We start from the raw sequence: 17,567 nt of genomic DNA on the forward strand, positions 1-17,567 counted from the left end.
GTGTTCGGACGTCGTCGCAAGAAGAGCGAAAAGCCTGAGGGCGCCTCGGACGAGTTCGAGACGGAACAGGACGCCGAGGACGAGTCCGCGGGCGACGCTGCCGACGAGACCTCGGCCGCCCGCGTCAAGCTGCCGCCGGCGCCCCGCCCCGACGGCCCCTGGGACCTCGACGAGGTGACGGACCCCGAGACGGGCCGGGTCAACCTCGGCGGCATCTACGTCCCCGGTGTCGAGGGCATGGAGCTCCGTGTCGAGGTCGCGGGCGACGCGATCGTCGCGGCGACGATCGTGCTCCAGGACAGTGCCGTGCAGTTGCAGGCGTTCGCGGCCCCGAAGCGCGAGGGCCTCTGGGACGAGGTGCGCGAGGAGATCGGCTCGGGCATCACCAAGCAGGGCGGCGTCGTGGACGAGGTCGAGGGGGCGCTCGGCTGGGAGTTGAGGGCCCAGGTTCCGGTTCAGTTGCCGGACGGCAAGAACGGCGTGCAGGTCGTGCGCTTCGTCGGCGTCGACGGCAAGCGCTGGTTCCTGCGGGGTGTGATCTCCGGGCAGGGCGCCGTGCAGCCGGAGGCCGCGGGCCTGCTGGAGCAGATCTTCCGGGACACCGTGGTCGTCCGCGGCGACCAGCCGATGGCGCCTCGCGATCCGATCACCCTGAAGCTGCCGGACGACGCGCAGATGGTCCCCGAGGGCGTGCAGCAGGAGACCGTCGAGGAGGGCTCCCGGTTCGCGGGCGGCCTCGACAAGCTCCAGCGCGGCCCGGAGATCACCGAGGTGCGCTGAGCCGCTGCGGACCTTCCGCACGACGCAAGGGCCCGGAGGGCGATCCCTCCGGGCCCTTGCCTGTCGGCTTCACCTTCCGGGGTGCTCCGTCGCTCGGACGTGGCAGCGGTGTTTGCGTCAACTCGCCCCGGGTGCGGGCCTGTCGGTGTTCTCAAGAGGTGTCCGGAGATGGCGCGCCCGCCGGCGCTTCGTTCGTGCGAGGGAACAACGGAACCTCGGGCTCTTCGTCCTCTGCATGCGGAAGGCGCGAGAAGAGTGCGATCCGGGCGTCGTCGCGGCCAGGTTGCTGCGTGGAGGGCACGAACGGTCGCTGCCGGCAGGGCAGTTGGCGTTGACGGCGGGGCCTGCGGCGCATCCGGGACGAAGTCCCCGCGCTCGCTTCCGGCTGGCCGCCCCTGCCGCCCCAGACGGAACTCAACGCCGTCGCCCAAGGCTTGGCAAGAGAGCTCGTGGCCCTTCCCGAGTCGTCCGGTGGAGGAACGCGGTGTGGCTGCTCCTGCTCCCGACCGCCTGCGGCAGATGCTCGCCCGGCTTACCGTCCACGAGGGCGAGATCCCGACGACCGCACCCCGACAGACCGCCGGGCCACGAGCCCATACGCGATCCTGACGCCGGCCGACGCCCGCAGCGCAGGCGGCGGTGCGCGCACCGGTCACAATGAGGGCATGTCGTCAGCACCCCGGACCCGCGGTCAACTGCGGATCTATCTCGGCGCAGCACCCGGCGTGGGGAAGACGTACGCCATGCTGGCCGAGGCCGGGCGGCGCCGGGAGCGCGGTACCGACATCGTCGTCGGGTACGTCGAGCCCCATGACCGGCCGCGCACCGCCGAGTTGCTGCGTGGACTTGAGGTCGTGCCGCGCCTGCCGGCCGAGGGCGGGGGCGCCGGCGAGATGGACACCGAGGCGCTCCTCGCGCGTGCCCCCGCCGTGGCCGTCGTCGACGAGCTGGCGCACACCAACGCACCCGGCTCCGCGCGCGAGAAGCGCTGGCAGGACGTGGAGGCGTTGCTCGCCGCCGGTATCGACGTCATCTCCACGGTCAACATCCAGCATCTGGAGTCCCTCGTCGGTGTCGTGGAGTCCATCACGGGCACACGGCAGCAGGAGACCGTCCCCGACGAGGTGGTGCGCAGGGCGGAACAGATCGAGCTGGTGGACATGACGCCGCAGGCGCTCCGCCGCCGCCTCGCCCACGGCAACGTCTACTCCTCGGACAAGATCGACGCGGCGCTCTCGCACTACTTCCGCGTCGGCAACCTCACGGCACTGCGTGAGCTGGCGCTGCTGTGGACGGCCGACCGCGTCGACGAGTACCTCCAGAAGTACCGCACCGAGCACCGGATCAAGTCGCCCTGGCAGGCCCGCGAACGCATCGTCGTCGGACTCAGCGGCGGGCCCGAGGGCCGTACGCTCATCCGCCGCGCCGCGCGGATGGCCGCCAAGGGGTCGGGGAGCCAGGTCCTCGCCGTCTCGGTGGTGCCCGCCGACGGGCTGCGGCCGGCGGCCGCCCGCGAACTCGCCGTCCAGCGCACCCTCGTCGAGGACCTGGGCGGCACCTACCACCAGGTGATCGGGGACGAAATCCCCGCGGCCCTGCTGGACTTCGCCCGCGGCGTCAACGCGACGCAGATCGTGCTCGGCTCCTCGCGGCGCAAGCCCTGGCAGTACGTCTTCGGCCCTGGCGTCGGGGCGCTGGTGGCGAGCGAGGCCGGGCCCGACCTCGACGTCCACATCGTCACCCACCGCGAGAACGCGCACGTGCGGGGGCTGCCCGTGGCGCGGGGCACGACCCGGCTCGGCCGGGCACGCGTGATCGCCGGGTGGCTCGCGGCCGTCGTGGGCCCGATGCTGCTCGGTGTCCTGATGAGCTCCGTCGACCCGAGGTTGGGGTTCGCCAACGACGTCCTCCTCTTCCTCGTGGTGACGGTCGCGGCCGGGCTCGTCGGCGGGCTCCTCCCCGCGCTCGCCTCCGCTGCGCTGTGCTCGCTGCTGCTCAACTACTTCTTCACGGTGCCGACGCACACCTGGACGGTGAGCAGTCCGCGCAGCGTCGTCTCGATCGCGATCTTCTTCGGGGTGGCGGTCGCCGTCGCCTCCGTCGTCGACCTCGCCGCGCGCCGCACCGAGCAGGCGCAACGTCTGCGCGCCGAGTCCGAGATCCTCTCCGTCCTCGCCGGCAGCGTGCTGCGTGGGGAGGACACCCTGGAGGTCCTCCTGGAGCGGGTGCGCGAGACCTTCGCCACGGAGTCCGTCGCGCTGCTGGAGAGGGAGGACGAGCGGGGCCCGTGGACCTGCGCCGCGAGCGTGGGGGAGGGGCGGCAGCTCGCACGCCCCGAGGACGGGGACGTGGACATGCCGGTCGGCGACCACATGATGCTCGTCCTCTCCGGGCGGGTGCTCCCCGCCGAGGACCGCAGGGTGCTCGCCGCCTTCGCCGCCCAGGCGGCCCGCGTCCTCGACCGCGAGCGGCTCCTCGGCGAGGCCGAGCGCGCCCGGGACCTCGCCGAGGGCAACCGGATCAGGACGGCGCTGCTCGCCGCGGTCTCCCACGACCTGCGGACACCGCTCGCCGCGATCAAGGCGTCGGTCTCCTCGCTGCGTTCGGCCGACGTCGAGTGGTCGCCCGAGGACGAGGCGGAGCTGCTCCTCGCGATCGAGGAGGGCGCGGACCGGCTCGACAACCTCGTCGGCAACCTGCTCGACATGTCCCGCCTCAACACCGGCACCGTGGCGCCGCTGATCCGGGACATCTCCCTGGAGGAGGTCGTTCCCAAGGCGCTCGGCGGCGTCCCCGAGGGAGCGGTGCGGATGGCGATCGCGGAGGCGCTGCCGCTCGTCGCCGTCGACCCCGGCCTGCTGGAGCGCGCCGTCGCCAACCTCGTGGAGAACGCCGTGAAGCACAGCCCGCCGGAGAAGAAGGTCCTGGTGAAGGCGAGCGCCCTCGCGGACCGGGTGGAGCTGCGCATCACCGACCGCGGCCCCGGCGTACCCGACTCGGCGAAGGACCGCATCTTCGAGCCGTTCCAACGCCACGGGGACGCGCCCCGCGGCGCCGGCGTCGGGCTCGGCCTCGCCGTTGCACGCGGGTTCGCCGAGGCCATGGGCGGGACGCTCGACGCGGAGGACACCCCGGGCGGCGGCATGACGATGGTGCTCACCGTCCCCGCAGCGCACAGCCGCACCTCGCTGCGGCATCCCCTGCCGGCGCAGTCGTCGGCACGCGCCGAGGGGCAGCCGTTCGTACCCGTGCCGGGGCAGCCCCGGGCCCACGGGAGCACAAGGAGAGAGGAAGCCTGATGCACCGGGTGCTCGTGGTCGACGACGAGCCGCAGCTCGTACGCGCGTTGGTGATCAACCTGAGGGCACGCAAGTACGAGGTCGACTCCGCTGCCGACGGCGCCACCGCGTTGAAGCTCACCGCCGAACGCCGCCCCGACGTCGTCGTCCTCGACCTCGGGCTGCCCGACATGGACGGCGTCGAGGTGATCCGCGGCATCCGCGGCTGGACGAGGGTGCCGATCCTCGTCCTCTCGGCGAGGCAGACGTCCGACGAGAAGGTCGAGGCGCTCGACGCGGGCGCCGACGACTACGTCACCAAGCCCTTCGGCATGGACGAGCTGCTCGCCCGCCTGCGCGCCGCCGTGCGCAGGGCGGAGCCCGCGCCGACGAGCGAGCCGAGCCCGGGCGTCATCGAGACCGCCGACTTCACCGTCGACCTGAGCGCGAAGAAGGTGCACAGGGCCGGCCGCGACGTACGGCTCACGCCCACCGAGTGGCACCTGCTGGAGGTGCTGGTACGGGACATGGGCCGACTGGTGAGCCAGAAGCAGCTCCTCCGCGAGGTGTGGGGCCCCTCCTACGGCACCGAGACCAACTACCTCCGCGTCTACATGGCCCAGCTTCGACGGAAGTTGGAGAGCGACCCCTCCCACCCCCGCTACTTCGTCACCGAGCCCGGCATGGGCTACCGCTTCGAGCCGTGAGGGCTTGCAGCAGGGGAGTGCGAGCGGAGGGGATCGGCCGGCGGCGCGCGGGTACCCTGGCCCCATGAACGGTGCGACCCGCGCCCGGCAGCAGCCGCGAGAAGGCCGCTTCCGGCGGTTTTTCGAGCGGCTCTCCTCCTCGGAGGAGGAGCGGCGCTCCGCCGAGCTGCGCGAGGAGTCCGAGAGCGAGGGCTGCGGCCGGATCTCCGAGTGCAGCGATCGCCAACTCGTGCGCGTAGCCGGTACGCTGCGCACCGTGACCCTCCGGCCGCGTGCCGGGGTTCCCACTCTGGAGGCCGAGCTCTTCGACGGCTCGGCTTCGCTCGATGTCGTCTGGCTGGGACGCCGCGCCATCGCCGGGATCGAGCCGGGCCGCCGGCTGATCGTCTGGGGCCGGATCGCTCTGTGCGGCGGCCGCCCCGTGCTGTTCAACCCCCAATACGAGCTGAAGCCGCTCGGACAGGAGTAGCGGGTGACCCCTTTCGACAAGCCGGAAGAGCGGCGGTCCGCCGCCGGGGGCGGAGGTACTGCCGAGGGCAGCGACTCCGCCGGAGGCGACGGGGCCGCCGAGCCGCAGGGCTCGCAGGCCGTCACCGAGCAGGCGCTCTTCGAGGCGTTCGGCGGGGTGCGGGGTCTCGTCGAGACCACCGTGCCAGGGCTGTTCTTCATCGGGATCTACACCGTCAACCAGGACATCCACTCGGCGGCGCTCACCGCGCTCGGCCTCGCCGTCGTGATGGCGCTGGTACGGCTCGTCCGGCGGGACACGGTGAAGCACGCCTTCAGCGGGATCTTCGGCGTCGGCTTCGGCGTGCTCTTCGCGATGATGACGGGCAACGCCAAGGACTTCTACCTCCCCGGCATGCTCTACACCTTCGGCCTCTCGCTGGCGTACATCGTCACGGCGGCGGCGGGCGTTCCCCTGCTGGGGCTGGTACTCGGCCCGCTCTTCAAGGAGAACCTCTCCTGGCGCACCCGCAACCCGGGCCGCAAGCGCGCCTACGTCAGGGCGAGTTACGCCTGGGGTTTCATCCTCCTCGCCAAGTGCGCGATCCTCTTCCCGCTCTACTTCTGGGCCGACGTCGCGAAGTTCGGCTGGGTGACGATGGCGCTGAAGATCCCGCCGTTCCTCCTCGCCGTCTACCTCACGTGGATCTTCCTCGCGAAGGCCCCGCCGCCGATCAACGTCATCGCGGAGATGGAGGCCGAGGAGAAGGCGGAGGCGGAGCGGGAGGAGCCGGAGCAGCCCGGCCGTGCCCCCGTCGACGGCGTGCTCGCCGAGGTCGCCACGGAGCCGGAGGCCGAAAGCCCGCGCCGCCGCAGGAGTTGAGCCCTCCGGCTCCCGTGTGAGGGGCGTGCGCGCCCCTCACACGTCCCCTTCGCCGGCCTCCCGGTCCTCGCGTTGCGGACGGGCCGAGAGTAGCTGCTCCAACTGCTCCTCACGGTCGGGCGCCGCGACGAAGAGGAGCTCGTCCCCGCCCTCCAGCACGTCGTCCGGGTCGGGCGTCAACACACGTGTCCCGCGGATCACGGTGACGAGCGAGGTGTCCTGCGGCCAGACGACCTCGCCGACGCGGACGCCGGCGAGCGTCGACTCCTGCGGCAGCGTCACCTCGACCAGGTTCGCGTCCCCCTGCGAGAAGCGCAGCAGCCGCACGAGGTCGCCGACGCTCACCGCCTCCTCGACGAGCGCGGACATCAGCCGCGGCGTCGAGACCGCGACGTCGACGCCCCAGGACTCGTTGAAGAGCCATTCGTTCCGGGGGTTGTTGACCCGCGAGACGACGCGCGGCACCCCGTACTCCGTCTTCGCCAGCAGCGAGACGACGAGGTTCGCCTTGTCGTCCCCCGTCGCCGCGATGACGACCTGGCAGCGCTCCAGCGCCGCCTCGTCGAGCGAGGTGATCTCGCAGGCGTCGGCGAGGAGCCACTCCGCCTGCGGTACCCGCTCCACCGAGATCGCCGTCGGCGCCTTGTCGATGAGCAGCACCTCGTGCCCGTTCTCCAGGAGTTCGCCGGCGACGGACCGGCCGACGGCGCCGGCGCCTGCGATGGCCACCCTCACGACCGCTCCTCCCCTGGACCGACCGCGAAGACCTCTTCGACGCGGCCCACGTCGCCCCGACGCATGAGCACATGCACCAGATCGCCGTCCTGCAACACCGTCTCGGGACCCGGCAGCATCGCCTCACCGAGACGCGTGAGGAAGGCGATCCGCGCCCCCGAGCGCTCCTGGAGCCTGGAGAGCCGGTGACCCACCCACGACGGATCGGCCGCCACCTCGGCGAGCTCGACGCGCCCGCTCGGGTCCCGCCACAGCGGCTCGGCCCCGGAGGGGAGAAGGCGTCGCAGCATCTGGTCGGCGGTCCAGCGCACCGTGGCCACCGTCGGGATGCCGAGCCGCTGGTAGACCTCGGCCCGACGCGGGTCGTAGATGCGGGCCGCGACGTGCTCGACGCCGAAGGTCTCCCGAGCCACCCGCGCCCCGATCACGTTGGAGTTGTCGCCGCTGCTGACGGCGGCGAAGGCACCGGCTTCCTCGATGCCGGCCTCCCGCAGCGTGTCCCGGTCGAAGCCGACGCCTGTCACCCGGCGCCCGCCGAACCTGTGGCCCAACCGCCGGAAGGCGCTGGGGTCCCGGTCCACCACGGCGACCGTGTGGCCCTCCTGCTCCAGGGTCTGCGCGAGCTCGGCTCCCACCCGCCCGCAGCCCATGATCACAATGTGCACGCCCGTCCTCTCCTCGTGAACCGCGGGCCGTGCGAGCATCGTACGGCCGAACGCATACCATCCTCCGCGTGTCCAGGATGACCGACGTACCCAAACGTCTCCTGCTCGGACAGGCGCTCCGCAGCGACCGGCTGAGCGAGACTCTGGTACCCAAACGCGTCGCCCTGCCGGTCTTCGCCTCCGACCCGCTCTCCTCGGTCGCGTACGCACCGGGCGAGGTGCTGATCGTGCTCTCCGCCGCCGGGCTCAGCGCCTACCACTTCAGCCCGTGGATCGCCGCGGCCGTGGTGGTGCTGCTGGTGACGGTGGTCGCCTCCTACCGGCAGAACGTCCGCGCCTACCCGAGCGGCGGCGGCGACTACGAGGTCGCCGGCACCAACCTCGGCCGCCGCGCAGGACTCACCGTCGCCAGCGCGCTCCTCGTCGACTACGTGCTCACCGTCGCCGTCTCCATCTCCTCGGGCGTGGAGAACCTCGGCGCCGCGATCCCCTTCGTCGTCGAGCACAAGACGCTCTGCGCCGTCGCCGCGATCGGGCTGCTGACGGTGGCGAACCTGCGCGGCGTCCGGGAGTCGGGCGTGCTCTTCGCCGTCCCGACCTACCTCTTCGTCGCGGGGGTGTTCGCGCTCATCGCGTGGGGCGCGGTGAGGTCCACCGTCCTCGGGGACGAGATGCGCGCTCCGACCGCCGACTACGAGATCCACACCCAACACGCCGGCGGACTCGCCGGGTTCGCGCTCGCCTTCCTGCTGTTGCGCGCCTTCTCCTCCGGCTGCGCCGCGCTCACCGGGGTCGAGGCGATCTCCAACGGGGTGCCTGCGTTCCGCAAGCCGAAGGCGAGGAACGCCGCCGCGACGCTGACGATGATGGGCGCGATCGCGGTCACCATGTTCTGCGGCGTCATCGCGCTCGCCCGGATCACGCACGTCAAGATGGCGGAGAACCCCGCGAGGAACCTGCTGATAGACGGCGAGCCCGCCGGCTCCGGGTACGTGCAGCACCCGGTGATCGCACAGGTCTCCGACGCGGTCTTCGGCAGCGGCTCGCTCGTCAGCTTCTACCTCGCCGTGACGACGGCACTCGTCCTCTTCCTCGCCGCCAACACCGCGTACAACGGCTTCCCGCTCCTCGGTTCGATCCTCGCCCAGGACCGGTACCTGCCACGGCAGTTGCACACCCGCGGAGACCGCCTCGCCTTCTCCAACGGCGTCCTGCTCCTCGCCGGCGCCGCCGCGATACTCGTGGCCGTCTACGACGCCGACTCCACCCGGCTCGTCCAGCTCTACATCGTCGGCGTCTTCGTCTCCTTCACGCTCAGCCAGACGGGCATGGTCCGGCACTGGAACCGCGCGCTCCGCGCCGAGCAGGACGCGGCGCGGCGCAGGCACATGCACCGCTCCCGGGCGATCAGCGCCTTCGGTGCGTTCTTCACCGGCGTCGTGCTGATCGTCGTGCTCGTCACCAAGTTCTCGCACGGCGCGTGGGTCTCCGTCGTCGGCATGGCGCTCTTCTACGGCCTGATGACGGCGATCCGGCGCCACTACGACCACGTCAGCGAGGAGATCGCGGCCGAGGAGTCCGCCGCGGCGCCGCCGCGCCCCTCGCGCGTCCACTCGATCGTCCTCGTCTCCCGGCTCCACAAGCCGACGCTGCGCGCACTCGTCTACGCCCGCATGATGCGTCCCGACGTCCTCGAGGGGCTCACCATCAACGTGGAGCAGGGCGAGACCGACCGCCTCCGCCACGAATGGGACCGCCGCGGCCTCGACATCCCGCTGACGATCCTCGACTCCCCGTACCGCGAGGTCACCCGCCCGGTGATCGACTACGTCAAGCGGCTGCGCACCGAGCACCCGCGGGACCTGGTGAGCGTCTACATCCCCGAGTACGTCGTCGGCAGGTGGTACGAGCAACTCCTGCACAATCAGAGCGCGTTGCGGCTCAAGGGGCGGCTGCTCTTCACCTCGGGGGTGATGGTCACCTCCGTCCCCTACCAGTTGGAGTCCTCGGAGGCCGCGCGGAAGCGCGCCCGCCGGCGCGAGGAGTGGCAGGCGCCCGGCTCCGTGCGCCGGGGCGCTGTGCGGGGGCCGCGCAGGACCGGCCGGCAGGAGGGCGCCGGCCGGGAACGCGGGCGCCCCGACGGTACGTAGACTGGGAGACTTGCGCCGGGCACCGCCCGACCAGCGGCGCTCGTACCGCGCTTCGGCGACCGGATCCGGGAGCCGGCGCGTGCGCCCCGCGACCGCGCAGCCACCGCAGACCCTGGAGCCATCCCGTCATGCCCGACGCCCCCGCAGAGCAGCCCGCACCGTCCTTGGTGGGCGAGGAGTACGAGGTCGAGGTGGGGCCCGTCGCACACGGCGGGCACTGCATCGCACGCACCGAGGCCGGACGCGTCCTCTTCGTCCGCCACACGCTGCCGGGGGAGCGCGTCGTCGCGCGGATCACCGAGGGGCACGAGGAGTCCAAGTTCCTGCGGGCCGACGCGGTCCAGGTGCTCGTCGCTTCGAAGGACCGCATCGAGGCACCCTGCCCGTTCTCGGGCCCCGGTCGCTGCGGCGGCTGCGACTTCCAGCACGTCAAGCCGGGCGCCCAGCGGCGCCTCAAGGCCGACGTCCTCGCCGAGCAGCTCCAGCGCCTCGCCGGCCTCGCCCCCGAGGACGTCGGCTGGGACGGCACCGTCGAGCCGGTGCCGGGCGACAAGCTCCCGGCCGGGCAGGTGCCCCAGTGGCGGACGCGGATGCAGTACGCCGTGGACGAGGAGGGCAACGTCGGCCTCCGCAAGCACCGTTCCCACGACGTGCAGCGGATCGATCACTGCCTCATCGCGGCCGAGGGCGTCTCCGAACTCGGTATCGAGCGGCGCGAGTGGCCCGGTATGGCCGCGGTGGAGGCCACGGCGGCCACCGGGTCCCAGGACCGGCAGGTGGTCCTCACCCCGCGTCCCGGGCAGCGGCTCCCGCTCGTCGAACTCGACCGCCCCGTCTCGGTGTTGCGCGCCGAGGAGCAGCGCGGCCGCCGCGGCGCCCCGCCGCGCCTGCACCGCGTGCACGGCCGCGACTACGTCAGGGAGCGGGCCGACGACCGCACATGGAGGGTCGGCGCCGGCGGCTTCTGGCAGGTCCACCCGGCAGCGGCCGAGCTCCTCGTCGACGCCGTGATGCGCGGCCTCACCCCGCGCAAGGGCGAGACAGCGCTCGATCTCTACTGCGGGGTCGGCCTCTTCGCCGGCGCCCTCGCCGACCGCGTCGGGGAGACCGGCGCCGTCCTCGGCGTCGAGTCGGGCAAGCGCGCGGTCGAGGACGCCCGGCACAACCTCGCCGACTTCCCCCGCGTCCGCATCGAGCAGGGCCGCGTGGAGCAGACCCTCCCGCGCACCGGCATCACAGAGGCCGACCTCGTCGTCCTCGACCCGCCCCGCAGCGGCGCCGGCCGCGCCCTCGTCGACCACCTCGCCTCCCTCGCCCCCCGCCGCCTCGCCTACGTCGCCTGCGACCCGGCCGCCCTCGCCCGCGACCTCGCCTACTTCTCCGACGCCGGCTACCGTGTCCGCTTCCTCCGCGCCTTCGACCTGTTCCCGATGACGCAGCACATGGAGTGCGTGGCGGTGTTGGAGCCGGCGGGGAACGGGGCCTGAGCGCGGCTTCGCCGGGGTGCGTGGTCGTCCGACGGGGCTGCGACGTCCACCGGGCGAGGTCAAGCGGTGCGCGCGGGGGAGTCGTTGCAGGCGCCCATGGTGACGTACCCCGGGGCGGCGCGTTCGACCCGCAGGGCCAGCACCGGGAGCAGGTCGGCCAACCCGTCGAGGTAGGCCGCCGGGAGCTGCGAGGAGGTCTGCGGTTCGGCTGCCGCCAGCGCTCGTACGGACCTTTCGGCGCGGCGCGTCACCGCGCGGGCCAGCCGCAGTAGTCCTGCGGCGTCGCTGCGGCCGGCGAGGACGTGGTTGCCCGGCGGAAGGGGGTCCTGGTGGGCGTAACGCCGGCGTGCTGAGTCCAACCGGTCCAGGCACGCCCGATCGACCCGGGCGGCGCTCGGCTCCAGCAACTCGGCGGCGAGGGCGAGGAGATCGCGCTGCACAGCGTCGAGGAGGACGTCGAACTCGCTCTCCATGGAGTCGGTCGAGAGCGCCGCTCCGATCGCGGCGTTCGCCTCCTCGACGTCGCCGCTGGCGGTCAGACGCAGGTGTGCGGGGGCCACGTCAGTCATTTCAAGGCACCATCCAGGCGAGTACCGGGGTCGATTGGAGGTAGACGAGCAGGCACAGGAAGGGGACGAATATCGCCGTCGCGGCGAGGACCTTGCGGAAGAGTGCGCCCTCCTGACCGGCGAGGCCGACCGCGCTCGCACCGATCGCGAGGTTCTGCGGGCTGATCATCTTGCCCAGGGCGCCGCCCGCGGTGTTCGCTGCGGCGGTCAGCACCGGCGGATGCCCGGAACCCTCGGCTGCGCTCGCCTGCAACGCGCCGAAGAGCGAGTTGGAGGAGGTGTCCGACCCTGTCACGGCGGTGCCGAACCAGCCCAGCAGCCCGGACAAGAGGGGAAAGAGACCTCCTGCTCCTGCCAGGAAGGCGCCCATCGTGCTGGTTTGGCCCGATATGTTCATGACGTAGGCGAGCGCCAGCACGCCCGTGACCGTGACGGCGGCGGTGCGCAGTTGGTGCAGCGTCCGTCCGTACGCCATGGCCGCGCCCCGCACCGGGATCTTCAGTACGGCGGCCGTCACGACGCCTGCGGCGAGGAGCACGGTGCCTCCGCTCGCGAGCCAGTCGAAGGTGAACCGGAGCAGCCCGAGCGGTTCTCCGTTCGCGTCGACGACGTGCAGACCCGGCCAGGAGAAGAACGTCGTCGTGGTTTCAAGTGCCCGTGCGACCGCAGGGATCGAGACGACGGAGAAGAGGAGGACGATCACCGCGTACGGGGCGAAGGCGCGGACTACTTCGACGCGGGTGTCCGGCGGCCGGTGCCGTGTCGGTGTCCGCGTACGTACCGCGACCCCGCCGCCCACCGGGTCCACGGTGTCGGTCGCCGGCGCGGTCTCCCCGTGCGGCACCGTGTCCTGCTCGCCGTGGGGCGCAGGTCGCCACACTCGCAGGAGCAGCAGCACGGCAGCCGCCGAGACCAACGCAGCGACGATGTCGGTCAGTTCCACGGGCCCGTAGTTGGCCATCAGGAACTGCGTGACGGCGAACGACGAGCCGCACACCAACGCCGCCGGCCACGCTTCCCGCAGCCCTCGTCGTCCGTCGAGAAGGACGAGCAGCGCCATCGGTACGAACAGGGCGAGTAGGGGTACCTGGCGGCCCGTCATGGCGCTCAGGTCGTCCAGCGGCAGCCCCGTCACCCGGGCCAGTGTGATCACCGGGAGTCCGACGGCTCCGTAGGCCACGGGTGCGGTGTTGGCCACCAGCGCGACCGTCGCGGCCTTGACGGGCTTGAGGCCGATCGCGACGAGCATCACCGCGCAGATGGCGACGGGGGCACCGAACCCGGCCAGCGCCTCCAGCAGCGCGCCGAAGCAGAAGGCGATGAGGACGCCCTGCACGCGCCGGTCGTCGCTGAGCCTCGCGAAGCTGCGCCGGAGCACGTCGAAGTGTCCGGAGGCCACCGTCATCTGGTAGATCCAGAGCGCGTTGACCACGATCCACATGGCGGGGAAGAGCCCGAACGCGGCTCCTTCCGCCGCCGAGTTCAACGCCTGCCCCGATGGCATGCCGTACACGCCGACCGCTACGACCAGGCTGAGCGCGAGGCCGATCAGCGCTGCCAGCCAGGCGCGGACGCGGGCCACCCCGAGCAGAACGAAGAGGACGAGCAACGGCAACGCCGCCACCAGTGCGGACCACCCGAGGCTGCTGCCCACGGGGTCGATTACTTGCTGGTACACGGGAACCTCCTTGTTCCCCTGCGTGACACGGGAAGTTGTTCGGTCTCACCGATCCCCGGTCAGAAGACGGGGGTCTCGGTGTAGGAGCCGAAGACCTCGCGCAGCGCGCCGGTGATCTCCCCCATGGACACGTGCGCCTTCACCGCCTCGATGGTGGCGGGCATGAGGTTGGCGGTGTCGTCCTTCGCCACGGCGAGCAGCGCCTCCATCGCGGCGGCGGCGCGGTCCGGGTCGCGGTCCTTCTGGATCTGCCGCAGGCGGCTGATCTGCCGGGTCTCGGAGGCGGGATCGAGCTGGTGCGTCTCGATCTTCTCGCCCTCCTCCTCGTCGACGTACGTGTTCACGCCGACCACCGGACGGTCCCCGGTGGCCTTGCGCCGGGCGAAGTCGTAGGCGGTGTCGGAGATCTCCCGTTGGAAGAAGCCCTGTTCGATGGCCGCCTCCACACCGCCGATCTCCTCTATCCGTTCCAGGTAGGTGTCGATGCCGCGTTCGAGCTCCGAGGTGAGGTTCTCGACGTAGTAGGAACCGCCCAGGGGATCGATGACGTTGGCCACCCCCGTCTCGTCGGCGAGGACCTGCTGCGTGCGCAGCGCGATCTTCATCGCTTGTTCGCTGGGGATTGTGTACGCCTCGTCGAGCCCGTTGGTGTGCAGGGACTGCGCTCCGCCGAGCACCGCGGAGAGCGCCTGCAGCGCGGTCCTGATGATGTTGTTCATCGGCTGGGGCTTGGTGAGGGTCGCCGCAGCGGTCTGCGCGTGGAACCGCAGCCGCATCGACTGCGGGTCCTGCGCGCCGAACCGCTCACGCATCATGCGGGCGTAATAGCGGCGCACGGCACGGAACTTGGCGGCTTCCTCGAAGAGATCGGCCTGGCTGACGAAGAAGAACGACAGCCGGCGCGCGAAGGTGTCGACGTCCACCCCCGCGGCGACCACGTCCTGCACGTACGCCTGGGTGATCGCCATGGTGAAGGCGATCTCCTGCTGGGCGTTGGCTCCGGCCTCGCTGATGTGGTAGCCGCTGATGTTCACCGGGTTGTACCGCGCCATGTGCTGCGAGGAGTAGACGATGGTGTCGCGCACGATGCGCATGCTCGGACGTACGGGGAAGATCCACTCCTTCTGCGCCACGTACTCCTTGAGGATGTCGTTCTGGATGGTGCCGCTCAGTTTGTTCAGGTCGTATCCGCGTTGCTCGGCGACCGCCACGTACATGGCCAACAGAATCCAGGCCGACGGATTGATCGTCATGGAGACGCTGATCTCTTCGAGGTCGATGCCGTCGAAGAGCGCCTCCATGTCGGGGAGCGTGTCGATGGCGACGCCCTCGCGTCCCACCTCCCCGAGGCTCATGGGGTCGTCGCTGTCGAGTCCCATGAGCGTGGGCATGTCGAAGTCGACGGACAGGCCGGTCTGCCCCTGCGCGATGAGGTAACGGAAGCGCTTGTTGGTCTCCTCCGCCTGACCGAAGCCGGCGATCTGCCGCATCGTCCAGGTACGGCCGCGGTACATCGTCGGATAGGGGCCGCGGGTATAGGGGTAACGGCCGGGCAGCCCGATCTCCGACCAGTCGGCGGGAAGGTCGACGGGCGTGTAGACGCGCTTCACCGGCAAGCCGCTTCCCGAGGCGTAGGACTCCCTGGACTCGGGACGGCGCCGGATGAAGGCGGCCAGTTCGCGGCTCTCCCAGTCGGCGAGCTCCTGCGCCACGGCCGTGTTCAGTTCGTCGGTGACCAGCGGTGCGGCGTGCTTCCGTCGTGCTTCGTCCTCGTCAGCCATGTGCGCTCCTCGCTCTGTGTTCATGTCCAGCCGATCAGTCGCCGAGCTGCCGTCGCCGGATCGTCGTGCTTCTCCGCGACCTGGGTCACGGCCTCGTCGAAGGCGGGCGTCCCCGGTCGGAGCCAGTCGCGCACGAGTTCTTCGGCCGCCCACCTGATACGGGTGCCTGCGGCGCGGCGAGCCCGCCTCTCGCGCTCCCCGTTGCGCTCCATCCAGCGCAGGTGCTCGTCGAAGCGCTCGATGAGGGCCGTCACGCCGCTGCCCCGGTCGGCGACCGTCTGCTCGACGGGGACGTTCCACTGGCCCGGCTGCCGCTTGGCCAGCCGGAGCATGTCCCGCAGCTCCGAGACGGTCCGGTGGGCGCCGTCGCGGTCGGACTTGTTCACGACGTGTACGTCGGCGATCTCCAACAGCCCCGCCTTGATCGCTTGGACGCTGTCGCCGAGGCCCGGCACGCTCACCACCGCCACCGACTGGGCGCCGCTGATCACGTCGGTCTCGGCCTGCCCGACGCCGACGGTCTCCAGCACGACGACGTCCCACCCGGCCGCGTCCAGCACCGTGACCGCGTCCAGGGCGGCGCGTGCCAACCCGCCGAGCGCGCCACGGGTGGCGAGGGACCGGATGAACACCCCGGGATCGCCGGAGAGAGTGGACATACGGATGCGGTCGCCGAGGATCGCGCCACCGGTGAAGACACTCGACGGGTCGACAGCGATGATCCCGACCGACCGGCCCGCCCGCCGGTATTCCTGTGCCATCGCGGTGACCAGGGTGCTCTTGCCGCTGCCGGGAGGCCCGGTCACCCCGATGACGTGTGCGCGCCCGGCATGGCGGTGCAGTTCGGCCAGCATCGCGTCGGTGCCTGGTGCGCGGCGCTCCACCTGGGTGAGCGCCCGCGCGATCATCCCCTGTTCGCCGCCGAGTACGCGCTCCGCCAGCGACGCGGGCGCCGTCACGGGACGCTCCCGGGGAGGGGCCCGGCGTCGTGGAGGCGGAGCAGCAACTGGCGGTCGTCGACGACCCGGCGGGCCTTGAACTCTGTACGGTCGAAGGTGTGTTGCCGCACCGGCACGACCTGTGCCCCCACGCCCAGCACGGTGCGCAGCCTGTCGGAGAGGTTCTCCACCCAGGTGGAGAGCGTCGCCCCGGTGAGCTCGGGCCCGTACTCGACCTGAACCATCAGGTGGTCCATGGCCGTCTCGCGGCTGATGACGATGCGGTGCTCCCCGCCGTATCCGGGCACGGCCATCACCACGTCGTCGATGGCGCTGGGATGGACGTTCTCGCCGCGGATGGTGAACATGTCGTCGAGCCGTCCGTAGATGCCGCGCGGCAGGTACGGATAGGTGCGTCCCCGCTCCGCCGAAGGGGCTTCCCAGCGGGTGAGGTCGTTCGACAGCAGGCGGATCATCGGCTGGCTGGTGCGCTCCAGCGTGGTGTAGACGGGGGTGCCCTCGGCTCCGTACGGCAGCCTGGTGTGGTCCGCCGGATCGCAGACCTCCGTGTAGACGAGGTCCTGCCAACACAGCACCCCGGGCTCGTTGCTACCCGCGCCCAGGTGCATCCAGGGGGCGACCTCGGCCATGCTCCCCGAGTCGTACACCTCGGCCCCGAAGGACTCGGAGAGGAGGGAGCGGATGGCGGGGACGCTGGCGCCCGGCTCGCCGGAGAAGAACATGGCGCGCAGCCCGAGTTCAACGGGCTCGATGCCCTCCTCCGCGGCCACCTCGGCCAAGTGCAGTGCGTAGGAGGGGGTTCCGTAGAAGACGGTGACTCCCATCTGGCGAATCCAACGCACCGTGCGAGCGCTCTGCCCGCGGCTGCCGGCGCCGAAGGGGAAGACGCGGGCGCCCAACCGCTCCGCGCCGGTGTAGGCGCCCCAGGAACCCCAGTAGAGGCTCAGCGGCGAGGCGACCAGCACGGTGTCGGAGGGGCGGATGCCCATTGCCCACATCACGCGGGCGTGGGCGTTGGCCACGCTGCGCCAGTCCCGCTCGCTGATACCGAACGCGGTGGGGCGCCCCGTGGTGCCCGAGGTGCCGTTGACGTGCTTGACCTCTTCCTCGGGTACGCACAGGTAGCTGCCGAAGGGCTCGTTCACGGCCTGGTCGGCGCGGAGTTCGTCCTTGTGCACGACAGGGACCTTCTCGAAATCGTCGAGCGTGCGGATCGACGAAGGGTGGATTCCTGCCTCGTCCCACTTCTTGCGGTAGAAGGGCGCGTTTTCCCAGGCGTAGGCCATCACCTCGCGGATGCGCGCGAGCACCAACTCGTCGCGCTGTTCGGCCGGCATGGTCTCGCGGCGCGGGAACCAGTGTTCCTGGTGACCGGGCGGTCGGTAGTCCTCGTCGTAGCGGGGAGGCCAACTCCACTGCTCCATGGGGGCGTTGCGCACTGTCGTCAC

Annotated in this window: 14 protein-coding genes; 7 read left to right on the top strand and 7 right to left on the bottom strand. The window is 71.4% G+C overall.

Going from position 1 to position 17,567, the window contains the following annotated elements:
• From F603_RS0117735 to F603_RS0117755, 5 genes are all read left to right on the top strand, one after another.
• The gene (locus tag F603_RS0117735) at window positions 1–780 is read left to right on the top strand and encodes a DUF3710 domain-containing protein (RefSeq protein WP_019547321.1); all 780 of its coding nucleotides are present in this window, start codon (window positions 1–3) and stop codon (window positions 778–780) included.
• 665 nt (window positions 781–1,445) lie between these two features.
• Window positions 1,446–4,079: an ATP-binding protein gene (locus F603_RS32320; RefSeq protein ID WP_078503685.1), complete on the top strand. Its 2,634-nt coding sequence runs from the start codon at window positions 1,446–1,448 to the stop codon at window positions 4,077–4,079.
• On the top strand, window positions 4,079–4,765 hold the full coding sequence (locus F603_RS0117745; protein ID WP_019547323.1) for a response regulator: 687 nt from the start codon (window positions 4,079–4,081) through the stop codon (window positions 4,763–4,765). Before F603_RS32320 ends, F603_RS0117745 begins: the two co-directional genes overlap by 1 nt.
• Before the next feature lie 64 nt (window positions 4,766–4,829).
• Window positions 4,830–5,234, top strand: a complete 405-nt coding sequence (locus F603_RS0117750; protein ID WP_019547324.1) for an OB-fold nucleic acid binding domain-containing protein — start codon at window positions 4,830–4,832, stop codon at window positions 5,232–5,234.
• 3 nt (window positions 5,235–5,237) lie between these two features.
• On the top strand, window positions 5,238–6,095 hold the full coding sequence (locus F603_RS0117755; RefSeq protein ID WP_019547325.1) for a DUF3159 domain-containing protein: 858 nt from the start codon (window positions 5,238–5,240) through the stop codon (window positions 6,093–6,095).
• Window positions 6,096–6,131: 36 nt separating this feature from the next.
• Here the strand turns inward: F603_RS0117755 and F603_RS0117760 are convergent, their stop codons facing one another.
• Window positions 6,132–6,830, bottom strand: coding sequence for a potassium channel family protein (locus tag F603_RS0117760; RefSeq protein ID WP_019547326.1), 699 nt, complete (start codon window positions 6,828–6,830; stop codon window positions 6,132–6,134).
• A complete protein-coding gene (locus tag F603_RS0117765; protein ID WP_026328508.1) occupies window positions 6,827–7,495 on the bottom strand; it encodes a potassium channel family protein in 669 nt (222 codons plus the stop codon). Before F603_RS0117765 ends, F603_RS0117760 begins: the two co-directional genes overlap by 4 nt.
• A 77-nt stretch (window positions 7,496–7,572) precedes the next feature.
• Here F603_RS0117765 and F603_RS0117770 point away from each other — a divergent pair, with 77 nt between their 5' ends.
• The gene (locus F603_RS0117770) at window positions 7,573–9,645 is read left to right on the top strand and encodes an APC family permease (RefSeq protein WP_019547328.1); all 2,073 of its coding nucleotides are present in this window, start codon (window positions 7,573–7,575) and stop codon (window positions 9,643–9,645) included.
• Between the two features lie 128 nt (window positions 9,646–9,773).
• Window positions 9,774–11,132, top strand: a complete 1,359-nt coding sequence (locus F603_RS0117775; RefSeq protein WP_019547329.1) for a class I SAM-dependent RNA methyltransferase — start codon at window positions 9,774–9,776, stop codon at window positions 11,130–11,132.
• Between the two features lie 59 nt (window positions 11,133–11,191).
• On the opposite strand, the gene F603_RS32325 is transcribed toward F603_RS0117775, so the two are convergent.
• The 5 genes from F603_RS32325 to F603_RS0117800 are packed head-to-tail and all read right to left on the bottom strand — an operon-like array spanning window position 11,192 to window position 17,567.
• Window positions 11,192–11,701, bottom strand: a complete 510-nt coding sequence (locus tag F603_RS32325; protein WP_019547330.1) for an ATP:cob(I)alamin adenosyltransferase — start codon at window positions 11,699–11,701, stop codon at window positions 11,192–11,194.
• A gap of 1 nt (window position 11,702) precedes the next feature.
• Window positions 11,703–13,379, bottom strand: a complete 1,677-nt coding sequence (locus tag F603_RS0117785; protein ID WP_019547331.1) for an L-lactate permease — start codon at window positions 13,377–13,379, stop codon at window positions 11,703–11,705.
• A gap of 59 nt (window positions 13,380–13,438) precedes the next feature.
• Window positions 13,439–15,160 carry a methylmalonyl-CoA mutase family protein gene (locus F603_RS0117790; RefSeq protein ID WP_019547332.1) on the bottom strand — a complete coding sequence of 574 codons (1,722 nt, stop codon included), beginning with the start codon at window positions 15,158–15,160 and terminating at the stop codon, window positions 13,439–13,441.
• 20 nt (window positions 15,161–15,180) lie between these two features.
• Window positions 15,181–16,119: a methylmalonyl Co-A mutase-associated GTPase MeaB gene (gene meaB, locus F603_RS0117795; protein WP_019547333.1), complete on the bottom strand. Its 939-nt coding sequence runs from the start codon at window positions 16,117–16,119 to the stop codon at window positions 15,181–15,183.
• Window positions 16,116–17,567, bottom strand: a complete 1,452-nt coding sequence (locus tag F603_RS0117800; protein WP_245600813.1) for a phenylacetate--CoA ligase family protein — start codon at window positions 17,565–17,567, stop codon at window positions 16,116–16,118. The genes meaB and F603_RS0117800 overlap by 4 nt, the downstream gene beginning before the upstream one ends.

This window comes from Streptomyces sulphureus DSM 40104, from assembly GCF_000381025.1.
Lineage (GTDB): Bacteria > Actinomycetota > Actinomycetes > Streptomycetales > Streptomycetaceae > Streptomyces > Streptomyces sulphureus.